The following is a 17,839-nucleotide window of genomic DNA, read 5'->3' as shown; positions in this document are numbered from 1 at the left end:
TACAACCAGGGGTGAAGGATAAATGAAAAAGCGTGCATTAGTAAGTGTTTCAGATAAAACAGGAGTAGTAGAATTTGTTAAAGGGTTACTAGAACAAGGGATTGAAGTTATTTCAACAGGTGGTACGAAAAAGTTACTAGAAGAAAATGGCTTACAAGTAATCGGCATTTCTGAAGTAACTGGTTTCCCTGAAATTATGGATGGCCGTGTGAAAACATTACATCCAAATATTCATGGTGGTCTATTAGCAGTTCGTGATAATGAAACACATGTAACACAAATGAATGAGTTAGGTATAGAGCCAATTGACTTTGTTGTTGTTAACTTATACCCATTTAAAGAAACAATCGCTAAGCCTGATGTAACATTTGCTGATGCAATTGAAAATATTGATATCGGTGGCCCAACAATGATTCGCTCTGCTGCGAAAAATCATAAATTCGTATCGGTAATTGTAGATCCAGTAGATTATGATATTGTGTTAGCAGAACTGAAAGAGAACGGTGAAGTAGCAGAGGAAACAAAACGTAAACTAGCAGCGAAAGTATTCCGTCATACAGCAGCGTATGATGCGTTAATTTCTAACTACTTAACAGAGCAAATGGGTGAAGAAAGTCCAGAAACATTAACTGTGACATTTGAGAAAAAGCAAGACTTACGCTATGGCGAGAACCCACATCAAAAAGCAACTTTCTATAAAGCGCCATTCGCAGCAACGTCTTCTGTTGCATACGCAGAACAATTACACGGTAAGGAATTATCGTATAACAATATTAATGATGCAGACGCAGCGCTTAGCATCGTAAAAGAATTTACAGAACCAGCAGTAGTAGCAGTAAAACATATGAATCCATGTGGTGTTGGAGTAGGAACTAATATTCACGAAGCATATAATCGTGCTTATGAAGCAGATCCAGTATCAATCTTCGGCGGTATTATTGCAGCAAATCGTGAAATTGATAAAGCTACAGCAGAAAAGTTACATGAAATTTTCTTAGAAATTGTTATCGCACCTTCGTTCTCGCAAGAAGCTTTAGAAGTGTTACAAAGTAAGAAGAACTTACGTTTATTAACTATAAATATTGAAAAAGCGACAAGTGCAAGCAAAAAACTAACTTCTGTACAAGGTGGACTTCTCGTTCAAGAGGAAGATACGTTATCATTAGATGAAAGTACAATTTCAATTCCAACGAAACGTGAACCTTCAGAGCAAGAATGGAAAGATTTAAAACTAGCTTGGAAAGTTGTAAAACATGTGAAATCAAACGCAATTGTTTTAGCGAAAGATGACATGACAATTGGTGTCGGTGCGGGACAGATGAACCGTGTAGGTTCTGCAAAAATCGCAATTACACAAGCTGGTGAAAAAGCACAAGGTAGCGCGCTTGCATCTGATGCTTTCTTCCCAATGCCAGATACATTAGAAGAAGCAGCAAAAGCAGGAATTACAGCAATCATTCAACCGGGCGGATCAATCCGTGATGAAGATTCTATTAAAGTGGCAGATACTTATGGGATTGCTATGGTGTTCACTGGCGTACGTCATTTCAAACACTAATAGAGGATGTTAAAAAAGTCCGGTTAAGATAACCTTCGCATGTCGTCGTTGCATCGCCAGTGCGGTACTCATGTAGGAAAGCTACACTCCGTGTCCTCCTGGCAAATGCGCCTCGACCTGCTCGGTTCTCTTAATCCTCCTTTTTAAACCTTTATTGATATGGATGTTTAAAAAGTCTGGTCGAGATAACCTTTTATTGATATGAAAAAGCAAACTAGGAGCATAGCTTCTAGTTTGTACTTATTTAATTATTGGGGGATGAAATATGAATGTTTTAGTAATTGGCCGCGGTGGGCGTGAGCATGCTTTAGCTTGGAAGTTTGCACAATCTGAAAAAGTAGAAAAGGTATATGTAGCACCAGGTAATGAAGGTATGAGAGATGTTGCAACACCAGTTGATATTGATGAAAATGATTTTGATGCATTAGTTTTATTTGCAAAAGAGAATAATGTTGAGTTAACTTTCGTTGGACCAGAAATTCCGCTTATGAATGGAATTGTTGATCGTTTTAAAGAAGAGGGACTTCGCGTATTTGGTCCGAATAAAGCGGCTGCTGTTATTGAAGGTAGTAAAGCTTTTACAAAAGAGCTTATGAAAAAGTATGATATTCCAACTGCGGCGTACGAAACTTTTACAGATTATGAAGAAGCAGTACAGTACATTCAAAAAGTTGGTGCACCAATCGTTATTAAAGCTGACGGCCTAGCTGCTGGTAAAGGTGTAACGGTAGCGATGACGCTTGAAGAGGCATTACAAGCTGTGAAAGAAATGCTGCAAGATGTGAAATTCGGCGCGGCAAGTAAGAAGGTCGTTATTGAAGAGTTTTTAGATGGACAAGAATTTTCATTAATGGCATTCGTGAATGGAACAACTGTACATCCAATGATAATCGCCCAAGATCATAAAAGAGCTTTTGATGGTGATAAAGGACCAAATACGGGCGGAATGGGTGCATATTCTCCAGTACCACAAATTCCAGAATCAGCAGTTCAAGAAGCGATTCAAACCGTATTGCATCCAACTGCTAAGGCGATGATTGAAGAAAACCGTTCGTTTACAGGTATTTTATACGCAGGTCTTATTTTAACAAATGATGGTCCGAAGGTAATTGAATTTAATGCACGCTTCGGTGATCCTGAAACAGAAGTTGTATTACCTCGATTAGAAAACGATTTAGTTGATGTATGTAACGCTGTATTAGATGAAAGTGAACTAACGTTACAATGGTCAGAAGAAGCGGTAATCGGTGTTGTACTTGCTTCTAAAGGATATCCAGAAGCATATAAAAAAGGTGATATTATTAGCGGACTAGATGCACTGCAAGATGTGATTGTTTTCCATGCAGGTACAGCAATGAAACATGGGGACTTTGTAACGAACGGTGGCCGTGTATTATTTGTTGCTTGTAAGGCAAATAGTTTACAAGAAGCAAAAGATAAAGTATATAAAGAAATCGGTAAAATTGAGAGTGATGGTCTATTTTATCGAAGTGATATAGGATATCGTGCAATTGGGCATGAGATGACGAAAAGTTAATATGTAAAAATCCCGCTGAGGAATCAGCGGGATTTTTTATGCATCTTTATCTTTTTTTAATTTCCCTTTTTGCTTTGCCATTTCTCGAAGTAAATACTCGATGTGTGCATTGACGCTACGAAATTCATCATTTGCCCATTTTTCGATGACTGCGTGTAATTCAGGATCAATACGTAATGGAAAGCTTTTCTTTTTAGCCATAATTACTTATAGCCCTTAGTATAGGCTTCCTGTATTAATAACTGGCTGCGCACCTTTATCTGAAACGATGGCAACTAATAAGTTGTTTACCATATTTGCTTTACGCTCGTCATCGAGTTCTAGTACGCCTTCTTCATCTAACATATGGATGGAATCTTTCGCCATCTTCACAGCACCTTCAACAATTTCTTTTCTAGCAGCTAATACTGCTTTTGCTTGCTGGCGTTGTAGCATTGCATGGGCAATTTCTGTTGCGTAAGCTAAGTGCGTTAAACGAGTTTCTAATACTTCTACACCAGCAATTTCAAGACGCGCCTCTAACTCACGTTTTAATTCTTCAGAGATTTCTTCAGTATTTCCGCGTAACGTAACGCAGGTTTCATCTTGGAAATTGTCATAAGGATATTTTGTTGCAACATGGCGGATTGCCGTTTCGCTTTGAATTTCTACAAATCGATCATAATGTTCAACACCAAACATTGCTTTTGCAGAATCAACAACTTTATATACGATAACAGCTGCAATTTCAATTGGATTTCCATCAACGTCATTTACTTTTAATTTTTTACTGTTAAAGTTTTCAACACGTAAAGATACAGTTTGACGGAATGCGAACGGAATCGTTAAAAATAAACCGTTTTGACGAATTGTTCCTAAATAATTACCGAAGAACGTAATAACCTTCGCTTGATTCGGTTGAACAATACCGATACCTGTAGCGAGAACTGCGGCTAATATAATAGTTAGTGCCGCTCCTATGAAAATTTCTTGTGCAAGGAAAAATACACCGATAGCAGCTAAAATCAAAATTCCAATAATACCGAGAAAACCATTTACATAAAATACTTGTTTTTCTTTCATATGATCGCCTCCTGATATAAAAATGATATCACTTTTATATCATTTTAAGCAAGAGGTATGCATCTAATTTTCTGAATTTTATTGGTTGATATCTTTTATATACATTTTAAGGTTCAAAAAGAGAATATACGTTCTGTTTTATGGTAAAATAAAGAAGACTTAACCGCCCACTGCAGCAGCTAAGTCCCTTTGAGAGCATCTTGCATCGTGACAAATGATTCAAAGCGGTTTTGCCAGGATTATATCTTCAATCGCTGACTCAATCTCTTTGTCAGAAGCGTCATAACTTCCTTTTGACTCTGGCTTGTCATGAGTGGAAGTTTGATTCACTTCTTCTTTAGCATGTCCTTTTTCACCAAAATTCATGCTAGGCATTTTAAATGCCCCCATATTCATGTATTTTCCGAATTTCCACATTTCAACAACAGGACAGAAACGAACAATTCCTTCTGCAACTTTCATTGCACCAATCCATAGAAAAATGTTAGACCAAGTGCACCACGGCTTGCGTACAAGTTTAGTTGCACTACATCCGAAGAGGACGAGCCCAAGTGTAATTCGAATTAGAGCGTTTATTGTCCCGATATTTTGCTTCATTAGAAAAACACTCCTTTTTATGAAAGTTGAAATAGATAATACTATTTCTCTTATTAGTATCCCGTTTGATTTTTGGGATATGTAATCCAACATTTGACGTGGAAAAAGATGTTGGATTGTGCGTGTGTGTAAGTAACTTTTTTTGTTATAATGAAAGAATGCATAAAAGGAACTTCAAAATTAAATCCTCTAGTTTAAAAAATATAGAAGAGGTAATTCCAAACTTAATTCTCCGTTTTAAACAAATATTTAAGATGAAGTTAAAACAATAATGATGAAAATAAACTGTTATTTTGAACAGAAATATATATAACTAGAGAAAAGGAAGGGTGTTTTCATGTACGATATTTCCGGATGGAAACATGTATTTAAGCTTGATCCAAATAAGGAGTTAAGCGATGAACATTTAGAAATGATTTGTGAGTCTGGAACTGATGCGGTTATTGTAGGCGGAAGTGATGGAGTTACAATTGATAACGTATTACACATGCTAGTTAGCATTCGTAGATATGCAGTTCCTTGTGTATTAGAGGTTTCTGATGTAGAAGCAATTACACCAGGATTTGATTTTTATTACATCCCAAGTGTTTTAAATAGCCGAAAAGTAGAATGGGTAACAGGTGTTCATCATGAGGCATTGAAAGAATTTGGGGATATTATGGACTGGGACGAAATTTTTATGGAAGGGTATTGTGTTTTAAATCCAGAAGCGAAAGTAGCCCAGCTTACAGAAGCGAAATGTGATTTAACAGAAGATGACGTTATTGCATATGCTCGTTTAGCAGACAAGCTATTACGTTTACCGATATTTTATTTAGAATATAGCGGTACGTATGGAGATGTTGAACTTGTTAAAAATGTAAAAGCAGAATTGAAACAAGCTAAGTTATATTATGGCGGTGGTATTTCTAATGCAGAACAGGCGAAAGAAATGGCACAATATGCTGATACAGTAGTTGTTGGAAATATTATTTATGATGATATAAAATCGGCGTTAAAAACAGTTAAAGCAGTAAAAGGAGAGTAGGTGCAGGCGTATATGAGTATGACAGATAAGTTATTAAACGGTTTAAATCCACAGCAACAAAAAGCAGTACAAACAACGAATGGACCACTTCTATTAATGGCAGGTGCAGGTAGTGGTAAGACACGTGTGTTAACACATCGTATTGCGTATTTACTTGGTGAAAAAGGTGTAGCACCATGGAATGTACTAGCTATTACCTTCACAAATAAAGCAGCTCGTGAAATGCGTGAGCGTATTGATACACTTGTGGGACCAGAAGCAGAAGATATTTGGATTTCGACGTTCCACTCTATGTGTGTACGTATTTTACGACGCGATATCGATCGTATTGGTATTAATCGTAACTTTACAATCTTAGATTCAGGTGATCAGCTAACTGTAGTCAAAAAAATTATGAAAGAGCGCAATGTTGATCCGAAGAAATTTGAGCCGCGCTCTATTTTAGCGGGTATTAGTAATGCGAAAAATGAACTGTTATCTGCGGATAAATATGCAAAAAAAATTACAATGGCTGATCCATATGAAAAATTAACGAGCGATGTATACACAGAGTATCAAAAACGTCTTTTGAAAAATAATTCATTAGACTTTGATGATTTAATTATGACGACGATTCAGCTATTTGAACGTGTTCCAGAAGTATTAGAGTTTTATCAGCGTAAGTTCCAATATATTCATGTTGATGAGTATCAAGATACGAACAAAGCGCAATATCTTCTTGTTAAACATTTGGCAGCGCGTTTTAAAAATCTTTGCGTTGTGGGTGACTCTGACCAGTCTATTTATCGCTGGCGTGGTGCAGATATTTCTAACATTTTGTCATTCGAAAAAGACTATGAGAATGCACAAGTAATTCTGTTAGAACAAAACTATCGTTCGTCACAAAATATTTTAAATGCAGCGAATGCTGTTATTGAAAAAAATACGAATCGTAAGCCGAAGAAATTATGGACAGACAATCAAGTTGGAAGTAAAATCTCGTATTATCGTGCTGCAACTGAAAAGGACGAAGCGTATTTTGTTGCAAAAAAAATTCGTGACGATATTCAAATGGGGAAACGAAAATATACTGATTTTGCAGTGCTATATCGTACGAATGCTCAGTCTCGTATGGTCGAGGAGATTTTCCTTAAATCTAACATTCCGTATAAAATTGTCGGGGGTACGAAGTTCTACGATCGTAAAGAGATTAAAGATATTTTGGCGTACTTACGTTTAATCGGTAATCCAGATGATGAAATTAGTTTTGCACGTATTATAAATGTGCCAAAGCGTGGCATTGGTGCGACTTCTATCGATAAAATTATTAATTACGGTGTGCAAAATGGAATTTCATTAACTGCTGTATTTGATGAGATTGAGCATGTTGGAGTAAGTGCAAAAATTACAAAGGCAGTAAAAGAATTCGCGAATTTATTAAATAACTGGGTAAATATGCAAGAGTATTTATCTGTTACAGAATTAGTAGAAGAAGTTATTGAAAAAACAGGCTATCGCGATATGTTGAAAAATGAACGTTCTTTAGAAGCGGAAGGTCGTTTAGAAAACTTAGACGAGTTCTTATCTGTTACGCAAACATTTGAATCTCAAAGCGAAGATAAGAGCCTTGTTGCATTCTTAACAGATTTAGCACTTGTTGCTGATATTGATCGTGTAGATGAAGACCCAACTGCTGGTGAAGAAGTTATTTTAATGACGATGCACTCGGCGAAAGGATTAGAGTTCCCGGTTGTCTTTATTGTTGGCTTAGAGGAAGGGATATTCCCTCATACTCGTTCTCTTATGGAAGAGGATGAAATGCAAGAAGAACGTCGTCTTGCTTATGTAGGTATTACTCGTGCAGAAGAAGAGCTATATTTATCTAACGCGCAAATGCGTACATTATTTGGTAGAACAAGTATGAACGCTGCGTCTCGATTTATTACAGAAATCCCGACAGAACTAGTGGAATCATTAAATGAAACAGCGCCGAAGCGTGAAACATCGTTTGGTACAAAAGGCAGAACGGCAAGTAGCGGCAAAACGACAATCACAACAGCAACACGCTCTCGTTCAGCTTTCGCGCGCCCTGCGGCTAAGACGACAGGCGGCGAACAAATTGGCTGGGCAGTAGGAGATAAAGCTTCCCACCAAAAATGGGGAGTCGGTACAGTTGTAAGTGTAAAAGGTGAAGGTGATGCAAAAGAATTAGATATTGCGTTCCCAAGCCCAATTGGTGTTAAACGTTTGTTAGCAAAATTTGCACCTGTGACGAAACAATAGGAAAGGAATGAGGATATGTCAAAAGAGATAGTAAAAAAACGTATAGAAGAATTACGTGACTTGTTAAATACATTTAACTATCAATATCACGTATTAGACAATCCTTCTGTTTCTGATGCGGAATATGACCGTAATATGCAGGAGCTTGTAAAATTAGAAGCAGAGAACCCAGAGTTTATGAGTGAAGATTCTCCCTCCGTTCGCGTTGGGGGGACTGTTCTTGATATATTTGAAAAAGTAACACATAAGTCACCAATGTTAAGTTTAGGAAATGCATTTAACGAAGGAGATTTACGTGATTTCGATAGAAGAGTACGTCAAGGAATTGATGGTGCGAATGTAAGATATATATGTGAATTAAAAATTGACGGGCTTGCCGTTTCGCTTCATTATGAAAAAGGACGCTTCATTCAAGGGGCAACACGTGGTGATGGTGTAACGGGTGAAGATATTACTCAAAATTTAAAAACGATTAAAGCTATCCCACTTCGTTTAAATGAAGAAGTAACGTTAGAAGCACGAGGCGAAGCTTATATGCCGAAGCGTTCATTCGTTAAACTAAATGAAGAAAAAGAGCAAAATGGAGAAGATGTATTTGCGAATCCGCGTAATGCAGCAGCAGGTTCAATACGTCAACTTGATCCGAAAATTGCAGCGAAGCGTAACTTATCTATGTTTGTGTATGGTCTTGCGAATGTAGAAGAAAAAACAATTTCATCACATAGTGAATCGCTGGATTTCTTAGGTGAACTTGGATTTAAGACAAATCCAAATCGCCGTACATGTGAAACAATTGAAGAAGTTATAGCTTATGTAGAAGAATGGCAAGAAAAACGTCCGCATCTTGATTATGAGATTGATGGAATCGTTATAAAAGTAGATGATGTTGCTCTTCAAGAAAGTCTAGGAACTACAGCGAAGAGTCCAAGGTGGGCGATTGCTTATAAATTTCCGGCTGAAGAAGTTGTAACGAGATTAACAGGCATTGAATTAAGTGTTGGCCGAACAGGGGTTGTAACACCGACTGCAGAACTAGAGCCAGTGAGAGTTGCTGGTACGATTGTTCGTCGTGCTTCTTTACATAACGAAGATTTAATTCGTGAAAAAGACATTCGAATTGGTGACTACGTTGTTGTGAAGAAGGCTGGAGATATTATTCCTGAAGTTGTGAACGTTATTTTTGATAAGCGTACTGGTGAGGAAGAAGAATACCGCATGCCAACTCATTGTCCAGCATGTGAGAGTGAACTTGTTCGTTTAGAAGAAGAAGTAGCACTTCGATGTATAAATCCGACTTGTCCGGCTCAAATTCGAGAGGGATTAATCCATTTCGTTTCAAGAAATGCGATGAATATTGATGGACTTGGAGAACGTGTCATTACACAACTCTTTGATGCAGATTACATTCGTACATTTGCTGATTTATATGCATTGACGAAAGAGCAATTATTACAGTTGGAACGTTTTGGTGAAAAATCAGCAACAAACTTAATACAAGCAATTGAAAATTCTAAAGAAAACTCGTTAGAGCGATTATTATTTGGTCTTGGAATCCGCCACGTTGGAGCGAAAGCAGCACGTACATTTGCAGAGCACTTTGAAACGATGGATGAGCTTGTAAAAGCAACGGAAGAAGAACTAAAAGCAATTAATGAAATTGGCGAAAAAATGGCTCAATCTGTTGTGACATATTTTGATAATGAAGATGTATTAGAGTTATTACAGCAGTTTAAAGAGTATGGCGTGAATATGACATACAAAGGTATAAAAATTGCAGATTTACAAAATGTTGAATCTTACTTCGCAGGAAAAACGGTTGTTTTAACAGGTAAGCTAGAAGTTATGGGACGAAGTGAAGCGAAGAAGAAGATTGAGGCATTAGGTGGAAAAGTAACAGGAAGTGTTAGTAAGAGTACGGATTTAGTTGTTGCAGGTGAAGCAGCTGGTTCGAAATTAGCACAAGCGGAGAAACATAATGTTGAGGTTTGGAATGAAGAGAGGTTCTTACAAGAGCTAAATAAGTAAGAGGTGCAAACTTACCATGAAAAAAATAGCATTAGCGGTATTAAGCCTTGGCCTACTTGTAAGTGGGTGTAGTGCAGGTGCCGACAAAGATGAAAAAGTGGCTGGGAAATCGGGGAAAGCAAAAGAACAATCAGTTGTTCCAAAATACGCTATTTCGGATGAATATTATAAGACGACTATTCCATTTGATGGTGGAAAGGCACGTGGTTTAGTGGTGCAAGGGTTAAATAGTCGCCTTGATATAGATGAATTTGAAACAGGATTAATGCGAATTGCAAAAGAATCATTTAGTACGAAAGATAATTTTTTAAAAGGCGGAAAAGCTCTAGATACTCAAACTATACAGATGCTTGTTAAAAGAAAACGTACAGATGCTGAACAAAAGGAACTAGAGGACAAATTAAAAAAAGATGCAGTTAAATTTCCTAATATAGGATTAAATCCTGCATTAGGAACAGGATCCGAATCACTAGAAGTGAAAAATAAAAAAAATCCAATATATATTTCAAATATTTTAGAGCATGATTATTATGTGAAAAAAGGCGATAACGGTGAGGAACGTGTTGGTATGGTAGTTGGATTAGCGATGAATTCTGTTCAATATTTTAACGAAGAGCATGGTTACCCACGTGAAGCTGCAATCCCAGATGAAAAGATGTTAGCTGAAGGGAAAAAAATGGCGCAAGAAATTTTGAAAGTCATACATCAAAAAGAACCTGAAACAAAAAATATTCCGATAACATTTGCGATTTATCGCCAAGCTCCAAAGTCTTCGCTCGTGCCAGGTAATTTTGTTTCTTATGCAAATGTCGAAAAAGGTAGTGAAACGGTTGAAGATTGGAAACAAATTAATGAAAAATATTATTTGTTCCCATCAGAGCAAGCGAAAACAGATAATAAACGTGAAGATCTTGCAAGAGTATCCAACTTTAAGGCAAAACTAAGCGATTATTTCCAAGGCGACTATACAGCTGTTATTGGTACTGGTATGTATAGAGATGATGAATTAAGAGAAATGAAGCTTGATATTCCTGTCCAGTTTAATGGAAAAGCTGAAATAGTTGGTTTTACACAATATGTGGCAGGGCTTGTTATGGAATACTTCCCGAATTATATGAAAGTACAAGTAACGATTAAATCTGTAGAACGCCCAGAAGCTATTATTATACGTGAAGCAAAACAAGATGAACCACTTGTGAAAATTTTAGATTAAATATGAAGGCTGTTCCTCTATGGAACAGCTTTTTTTCTTATGTAATTTTGTTATAATTTAAAATGTTGTAAAAAATAGGGGTGAGGGGTAAAGCTCATGGAAGAATTAAGTTTTCAAGTCATTATTTTATTAATTGCATTCGGTTTTTTAGCAGCTTTTATTGATTCCGTTGTTGGAGGAGGAGGGTTAATTTCACTTCCTGCACTTATGTTTGTTGGCCTATCGCCAGCTTCGGCAATTGCAACGAATAAATTAGCGGCAACAATGGGGACGTTTACGAGTGCGATGTATTTCATTCGATCAGGAAAAGTTGATTTTAAAATTGTAGGAAAGTTAATCCCGTTAACTATTGTTGGAGCTGTTGCAGGTGCTTTAGTAGTAAAATTTATTCCATCGGATATTTTACGCCCATTAGTACTTGTAATGTTGGTATTTATTGCTATTTATATTATTGCAAAAAAGAATTGGGGAAGTGTGTCTACCTATAAGAAGATGACGCAAAGAAAAACATTAATATTTTTCTTTGCTATTTTAATGATAGGATTTTATGATGGGTTTTTTGGACCAGGGACAGGGTCGTTTTTAATTTTTGCATTTTTATTAATTGGCTTGGATTTTATTCAAGCGGCAGCATCTGGAAAACTTTTGAACTTTGTTAGTAATATTGTATCTTTAATTACTTTTTTATTCTTAGACATAATTCATTTTGAATACGGTATTATCATGGGATTATCAATGATCTTAGGTGCTTATTTTGGATCGAAGTTTGCGGTTCAAAAAGGTGTTGGATATGTAAGGACTTTATTTTTATTAGTTACTATATTATTGATCGGGAAAAATGTTTTGGAATATACTCATATTTTGTAGATTCATACGCATGTATGAATCTCTTTTTTTATTATATTTTAAAAATTTATTAATTTTTAAAATATAAGTCTAGGAATATTTGAATAAATCTAAATTATCGTGTAGAATAATGTTGTAAAATGTAAACGTTTTTCTAAGGGGAGGCTAAAAAAATGGTAGTAGCATACAAACATGAGCCATTTACAGATTTTTCAGTGGAGGCTAACAAATTAGCGTTTGAAGAAGGTTTAAAGAAAGTAGAATCTTATCTTGGACAAGACTATCCATTAATTATCGGGGGAGAAAAAATCACTACAGAGGACAAAATTGTTTCTGTAAACCCTGCAAATAAAGAGGAACTTGTTGGTCGTGTTTCAAAAGCAAGCCGTGAGTTAGCTGAAAAAGCAATGCAAGTAGCGGATGAAACATTCCAAACTTGGAGAAAATCAAAGCCAGAAATGCGTGCAGACATTTTATTCCGTGCTGCAGCAATCGTTCGTCGCAGAAAACATGAATTCTCTGCTATTCTTGTAAAAGAAGCAGGTAAGCCATGGAATGAGGCAGATGCTGATACAGCAGAAGCAATCGACTTTATGGAATATTATGGTCGTCAAATGTTAAAATTAAAAGACGGTATTCCAGTAGAAAGCCGTCCAATTGAATATAATCGTTTCTCTTACATTCCATTAGGAGTAGGTGTTATCATTTCTCCTTGGAACTTCCCATTCGCAATTATGGCAGGTATGACAACAGCTGCTTTAGTTTCTGGTAACACAGTATTACTAAAACCAGCTAGTACAACTCCTGTAGTAGCAGCGAAATTTATGGAAGTATTAGAAGAAGCTGGCTTACCAGCTGGCGTAGTAAACTTCGTTCCAGGTAACGGTTCTGAAGTTGGTGACTACTTAGTAGATCATCCTCGTACACGTTTCGTAAGCTTCACGGGATCTCGTGATGTAGGTATCCGCATCTATGAGCGTGCAGCGAAAGTAAACCCAGGACAAATTTGGTTAAAACGCGTTATCGCTGAAATGGGCGGTAAAGACACAATCGTTGTTGATAAAGAAGCAGATCTTGAATTAGCAGCTAAGTCTATCGTTGCATCAGCATTCGGATTCTCAGGACAAAAATGTTCTGCATGTTCTCGTGCAGTAATCCATGAAGATGTATACGATCACGTATTAAATCGTGCTGTTGAATTAACAAAAGAATTAACAGTTGCTAACCCAGCAGTATTAGGTACAAACATGGGTCCTGTTAATGACCAAGCTGCATTTGATAAAGTAATGAGCTATGTTGCAATTGGTAAAGAAGAAGGTAGAATCTTAGCAGGTGGCGAAGGAGACGATTCTAAAGGCTGGTTCATCCAACCAACAATCGTTGCTGACGTTGCAGAAGATGCTCGCTTAATGAAAGAAGAAATCTTCGGACCAGTAGTAGCATTCTGTAAAGCGAAAGACTTCGATCATGCACTTGCAATTGCAAACAATACGGAATACGGTTTAACAGGTGCTGTTATTACTAACAACCGTGACCATATTGAAAAAGCACGCGAAGACTTCCACGTTGGTAACTTATACTTCAACCGTGGATGTACTGGTGCAATCGTAGGTTACCAGCCATTCGGTGGCTTTAACATGTCTGGTACAGACTCTAAAGCTGGTGGACCTGATTATTTAGCACTTCACATGCAAGCAAAAACTACTTCTGAAACTTTATAAGAAATAGTAGAGGAGCTCTTCACAGAATGTGAAGAGCTCCTTTTAAAATTGAAACCCCATATATTACCGTCGTTCGAAGAGAATGAGCTAAAACCTATTAATAGCGGGATAAACATGTAAACAGAAATAAAATAATGAGAAAAGTTGACTTATTAGTCATATTTTTTAGTATTCATTTTGAGAATTTCCTGTATAATACAATTTGAAAGAAAATCTATGGTTCGACAAGGAACACTCCTTTCGGTTTTGCTCACTGAAAGGAGTGTTTTTTTATGTAGCTAAAAATTCTTGCGTGCTTATTACATTTGCATATACGCCATTTAAACTAGCTAAAATTGTATTGTGAATATAAACAGCTGGTATAGTAGCGTTCTTAAAAGAAAGGTCTTTTGTAGCACAAGCGTCATGTATAACGGTACATTGAAAGCCAAAATCGAATGCAGCCCTTACTGTTGCATCGATACACATATGAGTCATCATCCCGCATACAACGACATGTTCAATATTAAAACGTTTTAATTGCTCTAGAAGATTAGTTTCTCGGAAGCTATTTGGATAATGTTTGACTATAACTGTTTCTTCTCTAAGTGGACGTACGCTTTCGTGAATATGTACACCTTCTGTATTAGGTAGGAAAAAAGTAGCGTCATCTTTTATAGCTACGTGTTGGATATGAAAAATAGGTTCGCTGTTTGTTCTAAAGTGTTGTAATAACTGATTAGCATATTCGCTTGCTTCTACTGGATTACGCAATTCCATCTTTCCATTTGGAAAATAATCGTTTTGAATATCGACGAGTAAAAGAGCTGTTTTCATATATTTATCTTCCTCCGAGTTTCATATTCAAATAAATTTATTCAATTCGTAGAGAGGATTCTCCTGTTTAAAAATATGAGGAAGAAGAATTTTAAATAACCTTGAAAGTTACTATTTTTCAGATGAATATTCATCTGAAAATTTTAATAAAGGAATAATTAATATTTTTCTAAAAAATGTATTGACTCTTATTATTCTGAGTTCTATAATGAGAATTAATTAAACGACAATTAAATCGATACATTCTTATCCAGAGAGGTGGAGGGACTGGCCCTACGATACCTCAGCAACGGGTTTTTTAATACCGTGCTAACTCCAGCAAGCCATATAAAGGCTTGGAAGATGAGAAGATGTGAACGAGTACATATAAGTGCTCTCCTTCTTATCTTTATGGTTGATAAGAAGGAGGGCACTTTTTATTTTACCTCGAAAGCTCTGCTTCAAGTTTTTACAGCATATAGGAGGGAAAAAAATGATTTCTTTTACCAATGTAAGTAAAGTGTATGAATCAGCTGGCCAATCTGTTCATGCGGTGGAGGATGTAACATTATCAGTTGAGAAAGGCGAAATTTTTGGCATTATCGGTTTTAGTGGCGCTGGAAAGAGTACGTTATTACGCTTAGTAAATATGTTAGAGAGACCGACGGTAGGAACGATTTCAATAGATGATAAAGATATTACATCATTATCGACGAAAGAATTGCGTAAACTAAGACAAAGAATCGGAATGATTTTTCAAAGTTTTAATTTATTTAATTCAAGAACAGTATTTGGAAATATTGCTTATCCATTAAAGTTAGCGAAAGTACCAAAGAATGAGATAAAAGAAAGAGTAAATGAACTGCTGAAGTTTGTAGGGTTAGAAGATAAAGCAAACTATTATCCAGAGCAGCTATCAGGTGGGCAAAAGCAGCGTGTGGGCATTGCTAGAGCACTTGCGACATCGCCAGATATTCTTATATGTGATGAGGCAACATCAGCCTTAGATCCAGAAACGACGACAGAAATTCTAAACTTATTAAAGAAAGTAAATCGAGAATACAATTTAACAATTCTTCTTATTACACATGAAATGCATGTTGTGAAAGAAATTTGTCACCGTGTAGCTGTAATGGAGAAGGGGAAGGTTATTGAAGAAGGAAAACTGTTTGATGTTTTCACGCAACCAAAAACAAAGACGACTCAAAACTTTGTACGTTCTGTCATTAATGATCATTTACCGGAAAGTGTTCTAGCGAAAATTCAAAATGGTGGTCAAATTTATCGTCTAACATTTACTGGTGAGGAGACAGGACAGCCGGTACTATCATATATCGCAAAAAACTATAACGTCGATGTAAATGTACTGTACGGAAATATTATTGAACTTCAAAATGTGCTATTTGGAAATCTTCTTGTAGAGTTGCAAGGTGAGCAGAGGGAAATTCAAAAAGCATTACAACATCTAAGACTGCAAGTGCAGCTGAAGGAGGTAGAAGCTCATGCGAGTTGATTGGAGTATATTTTGGCCGCGCATACTAGATGCGACGGGGGATACCCTCTTAATGGTAATTGTAACCCTTATATTCGCTACAATTCTGGGTATACCTCTAGGTTTACTTTTATATGTAACGAGAAAAGGAAACTTTTTAGAAAATAAATGGGTCTTTTCTATTCTTAACATCATAATTAATACAATTCGTCCGGTACCATTCATTATCTTTTTAGTAGCCTTAAGTCCACTAACAAGAAGTGTTATCGGAACGACGATTGGAACAGCAGCGGCAATTTTCCCGATGACGTTAGTCGCATCAATTGGTATTGCTAGAATGGTTGAAACAAACCTTGTTTCCGTTCCGAAAGGAGTAATTGAAGCAGCGCAAGCAATGGGCGCCTCACCAATTAGAATTGTTTTTGAAATCCTTGTACCAGAAGCGTTAGCACCATTAATCTTAGGTGTCACATTTATGACAGTTGGTTTAATTGAATTCTCTGCAGTTGCTGGGCTTGTCGGTGGTGGCGGTCTTGGTGACTTGGCAATGACATATGGTTATCAACGTTTTGATACATCAGTTATGTTCGTAACGGTCGTGTTACTTATCATTCTCGTACAGATAGCTCAAAATTTAGGAAACTACTTTGCGAAAGTCTTGTTACGCAGATCATAAAAAGGAAGAGAGGAAAAGAAAATGAAGAAAATTTTAGCATTTGCATTATCAGCGATTGTAGGAGTCTCAGCATTAAGCGGCTGCTCAAGTGGAGACACGGGTGCAGGAGCGAAAGAAAAAGTAGTTCGCGTCGGTGTAACTGGAACGGATGGAGACGCTTGGGAAATTTTGAAGAAAAAAGCTGAAAAAGAAGGGATTAAGATTAAACTGGTCGAGTTCTCTGATTACACAACGCCAAATAAAGCGTTAGCTGATGGAGATATTGAATTAAACTCATTCCAGCATATTGCTTTCTTAGAGCAATTTAAAAAAGAGCATAAGTTAGATATTACAGCTGTTGGTACAACGCAAATTGCGCCAATGGGTTTATACTCTGAAAAATATAAGAAAGCAAATGAAATCCCAGATGGTTCAGAAATTGCAATTCCAAACGATCCAACGAACCAAGCACGGGCATTAAAACTTCTTGATGCAGCTGGATTATTAAAGCTTAAAAAAGACTTTGGTCTATTTGGAGATCCAAGTGGTATTGCTGAAAATCCGAAGAAATTAAAAATTACACCGGTTATCGCACAGCAAACACCTCGTGTGTTAAAAGATGTAGCGGCATCAGTTATTAATAACGGTGTTGCTGGTCAAGCTGGATTAGATCCAGCGAAGGATCCTATTTTCTTAGAAGATCCAAAGAATGAAAATGCAAAGCCATATATTAATATTTTTGCAGCTCGTAAGAAAGATAAAGATGATCCAACATTGAAAAAAGTAATTGAACTATATCATTCAAAAGAAGTAACAGACGCAATTAAGAAAGAAACAAATGATGGTTCCATTTCAGTAGATCTTTCACTTGATGAGCTTGAAAAAATCGTAAAATAATCATTGGGTTTAATGGACTAACAGAAGGAACCCCTCCGCTGTTAGTTCGTTCAACATATAAACTTAACAAACAAACCCTAATTCTGTACCTTCCAATTTTGTATAACATAGAATCCAATGTTTGTTAAGTAGAGTGATAGACCAGGAATTTT

The 17,839-nt window shown here is 36.6% G+C and carries 15 protein-coding genes and 1 riboswitch; of the genes, 11 read left to right on the top strand and 4 right to left on the bottom strand.

Features of this window, described 5'->3' with window-relative positions; genetic code table 11:
* Positions 1 to 22: 22 nt before the first annotated feature.
* Positions 23 to 1,558 carry a bifunctional phosphoribosylaminoimidazolecarboxamide formyltransferase/IMP cyclohydrolase gene (gene purH / locus QO049_RS13525; RefSeq protein ID WP_097856382.1) on the top strand — a complete coding sequence of 512 codons (1,536 nt, stop codon included), beginning with the start codon at positions 23 to 25 and terminating at the stop codon, positions 1,556 to 1,558.
* A gap of 265 nt (positions 1,559 to 1,823) precedes the next feature.
* Positions 1,824 to 3,095 (top strand): phosphoribosylamine--glycine ligase, encoded by a 1,272-nt coding sequence (purD, locus tag QO049_RS13520; protein ID WP_001101975.1) that lies wholly within the window; start codon positions 1,824 to 1,826, stop codon positions 3,093 to 3,095.
* A 36-nt stretch (positions 3,096 to 3,131) separates the two neighbouring features.
* On the opposite strand, the gene QO049_RS13515 is transcribed toward purD, so the two are convergent.
* The 3 genes from QO049_RS13515 to QO049_RS13505 all read right to left on the bottom strand — a co-directional run bounded on the left by QO049_RS13515 (position 3,132) and on the right by QO049_RS13505 (position 4,754).
* A complete protein-coding gene (locus QO049_RS13515; RefSeq protein ID WP_001085171.1) occupies positions 3,132 to 3,296 on the bottom strand; it encodes a type II toxin-antitoxin system antitoxin in 165 nt (54 codons plus the stop codon).
* Positions 3,297 to 3,311: 15 nt separating this feature from the next.
* Positions 3,312 to 4,157, bottom strand: coding sequence for an SPFH domain-containing protein (locus tag QO049_RS13510; RefSeq protein ID WP_000660669.1), 846 nt, complete (start codon positions 4,155 to 4,157; stop codon positions 3,312 to 3,314).
* Between the two features lie 219 nt (positions 4,158 to 4,376).
* The gene (locus QO049_RS13505) at positions 4,377 to 4,754 is read right to left on the bottom strand and encodes a YgaP family membrane protein (protein WP_000812348.1); all 378 of its coding nucleotides are present in this window, start codon (positions 4,752 to 4,754) and stop codon (positions 4,377 to 4,379) included.
* Positions 4,755 to 5,091: 337 nt separating this feature from the next.
* Here QO049_RS13505 and pcrB point away from each other — a divergent pair, with 337 nt between their 5' ends.
* The 6 genes from pcrB to pruA all read left to right on the top strand — a co-directional run bounded on the left by pcrB (position 5,092) and on the right by pruA (position 13,848).
* On the top strand, positions 5,092 to 5,781 hold the full coding sequence (pcrB, locus tag QO049_RS13500) for a heptaprenylglyceryl phosphate synthase (protein ID WP_000272102.1): 690 nt from the start codon (positions 5,092 to 5,094) through the stop codon (positions 5,779 to 5,781).
* A 12-nt stretch (positions 5,782 to 5,793) separates the two neighbouring features.
* Entirely contained in the window at positions 5,794 to 8,043 is a 2,250-nt protein-coding gene (gene pcrA, locus QO049_RS13495) for a DNA helicase PcrA (RefSeq protein WP_002100669.1), read from the top strand.
* Between the two features lie 15 nt (positions 8,044 to 8,058).
* Positions 8,059 to 10,068: an NAD-dependent DNA ligase LigA gene (gene ligA / locus QO049_RS13490; RefSeq protein ID WP_061655287.1), complete on the top strand. Its 2,010-nt coding sequence runs from the start codon at positions 8,059 to 8,061 to the stop codon at positions 10,066 to 10,068.
* A 16-nt stretch (positions 10,069 to 10,084) separates the two neighbouring features.
* The gene (locus tag QO049_RS13485) at positions 10,085 to 11,281 is read left to right on the top strand and encodes a CamS family sex pheromone protein (RefSeq protein WP_097862989.1); all 1,197 of its coding nucleotides are present in this window, start codon (positions 10,085 to 10,087) and stop codon (positions 11,279 to 11,281) included.
* A gap of 96 nt (positions 11,282 to 11,377) precedes the next feature.
* Positions 11,378 to 12,148, top strand: a complete 771-nt coding sequence (locus QO049_RS13480; protein WP_000391975.1) for a TSUP family transporter — start codon at positions 11,378 to 11,380, stop codon at positions 12,146 to 12,148.
* A gap of 152 nt (positions 12,149 to 12,300) precedes the next feature.
* Positions 12,301 to 13,848, top strand: a complete 1,548-nt coding sequence (gene pruA / locus QO049_RS13475; protein WP_000259555.1) for an L-glutamate gamma-semialdehyde dehydrogenase — start codon at positions 12,301 to 12,303, stop codon at positions 13,846 to 13,848.
* Between the two features lie 270 nt (positions 13,849 to 14,118).
* Here pruA and QO049_RS13470 read toward each other — a convergent pair whose 3' ends face one another.
* A complete protein-coding gene (locus tag QO049_RS13470) occupies positions 14,119 to 14,664 on the bottom strand; it encodes a cysteine hydrolase family protein (RefSeq protein WP_000844906.1) in 546 nt (181 codons plus the stop codon).
* A gap of 243 nt (positions 14,665 to 14,907) precedes the next feature.
* Positions 14,908 to 15,013: riboswitch (SAM riboswitch) on the top strand.
* Between the two features lie 123 nt (positions 15,014 to 15,136).
* On the opposite strand from QO049_RS13470, the gene QO049_RS13465 reads away from it, so the two are divergent.
* From QO049_RS13465 to QO049_RS13455, 3 genes are read left to right on the top strand one after another with little or no spacing between them, the layout of a single operon-like run.
* Positions 15,137 to 16,156, top strand: a complete 1,020-nt coding sequence (locus QO049_RS13465) for a methionine ABC transporter ATP-binding protein (protein WP_284489297.1) — start codon at positions 15,137 to 15,139, stop codon at positions 16,154 to 16,156.
* Positions 16,146 to 16,811, top strand: a complete 666-nt coding sequence (locus QO049_RS13460) for a methionine ABC transporter permease (protein ID WP_001261865.1) — start codon at positions 16,146 to 16,148, stop codon at positions 16,809 to 16,811. Before QO049_RS13465 ends, QO049_RS13460 begins: the two co-directional genes overlap by 11 nt.
* Before the next feature lie 21 nt (positions 16,812 to 16,832).
* Positions 16,833 to 17,687: a MetQ/NlpA family ABC transporter substrate-binding protein gene (locus QO049_RS13455; RefSeq protein ID WP_000721594.1), complete on the top strand. Its 855-nt coding sequence runs from the start codon at positions 16,833 to 16,835 to the stop codon at positions 17,685 to 17,687.
* Positions 17,688 to 17,839: the final 152 nt, after the last annotated feature.

This window comes from Bacillus sp. RB3, from assembly GCF_030164735.1.
Lineage (GTDB): Bacteria > Bacillota > Bacilli > Bacillales > Bacillaceae_G > Bacillus_A > Bacillus_A cereus.
The sequence above is the reverse complement of the archived record's forward strand: the minus strand, read 5'-3'. Positions and strand labels throughout refer to the sequence as shown.